The sequence below is a fragment of the Bartonella sp. MR100HLJHH genome (assembly GCF_042194215.1).
Classification (GTDB): domain Bacteria; phylum Pseudomonadota; class Alphaproteobacteria; order Rhizobiales; family Rhizobiaceae; genus Bartonella; species Bartonella grahamii.
This window is the reverse complement of the sequence record NZ_JBHIMR010000103.1, coordinates 1-626: the sequence shown is the minus strand read 5'-3', so window position 1 is coordinate 626 and position 626 is coordinate 1. Positions and strand designations below refer to the sequence as shown.

At 42.3% G+C, this 626-nt stretch carries 2 protein-coding genes; both read right to left on the bottom strand.

Going from position 1 to position 626, the window contains the following annotated elements; translation table 11 throughout:
- Positions 1 to 21: 21 nt before the first annotated feature.
- The gene (locus ACFIJ7_RS09770) at positions 22 to 246 is read right to left on the bottom strand and encodes a tail protein X (protein ID WP_375635918.1); all 225 of its coding nucleotides are present in this window, start codon (positions 244 to 246) and stop codon (positions 22 to 24) included.
- Positions 243 to 623 carry a phage tail protein gene (locus tag ACFIJ7_RS09765; protein ID WP_273724327.1) on the bottom strand — a complete coding sequence of 127 codons (381 nt, stop codon included), beginning with the start codon at positions 621 to 623 and terminating at the stop codon, positions 243 to 245. The genes ACFIJ7_RS09770 and ACFIJ7_RS09765 overlap by 4 nt, the downstream gene beginning before the upstream one ends.
- Positions 624 to 626: the final 3 nt, after the last annotated feature.

The following is a 626-nucleotide window of genomic DNA, read 5'->3' as shown; positions in this document are numbered from 1 at the left end:
CCAGAACCGTGCAAAAAGGTTTCATGATTTGCTACCCCAAATTCTGATCACTGGTGTGGCTTTCGGATAGGGGAGGGTTGGTAAGAGTATCGTGATACCTGCTTTTAAAATGGGTCCATAGTCTGCAAGCCCCAAATTCGCTGCATAGACGTGTTCAACAGCAAGCGCTTGTTGACCTTTGGCATAGTATTTCCAGCAAATGGCATCTACCATATCGCCATCTTTGGTCATATAAAGGTCACTCATAGGTCTTCACCATATTCTCTCAACTTTATCGTAAATTCTTGTTTTTTGGGGGTGCCATTATGATGAAAAATGCTTTGTTTTTCCTCTACAGAAAGAATGACAAACTTACCTAAGATTTTGCCTTGACCGGTCACAAGAATGTGAGGTCCCATATGCGCTATTTGTCGCAAATATTCGAGCTGTCTGTGACCACCTTTGAAATCTGGATAAATTACGCCTGCTAAAGAAAATTCCGCATTTGCAACAGCAGGCAATTGAAGAGCAGCCTTTCTCCCCAATCGCCCTTGCTCTACCCATGGAACTCCATAAGACATATCAAGTGTTTGGTAAGCTGCTGTTTCAATCGAAAAAATAAAACCACCCAAAGCTAACATCATGGT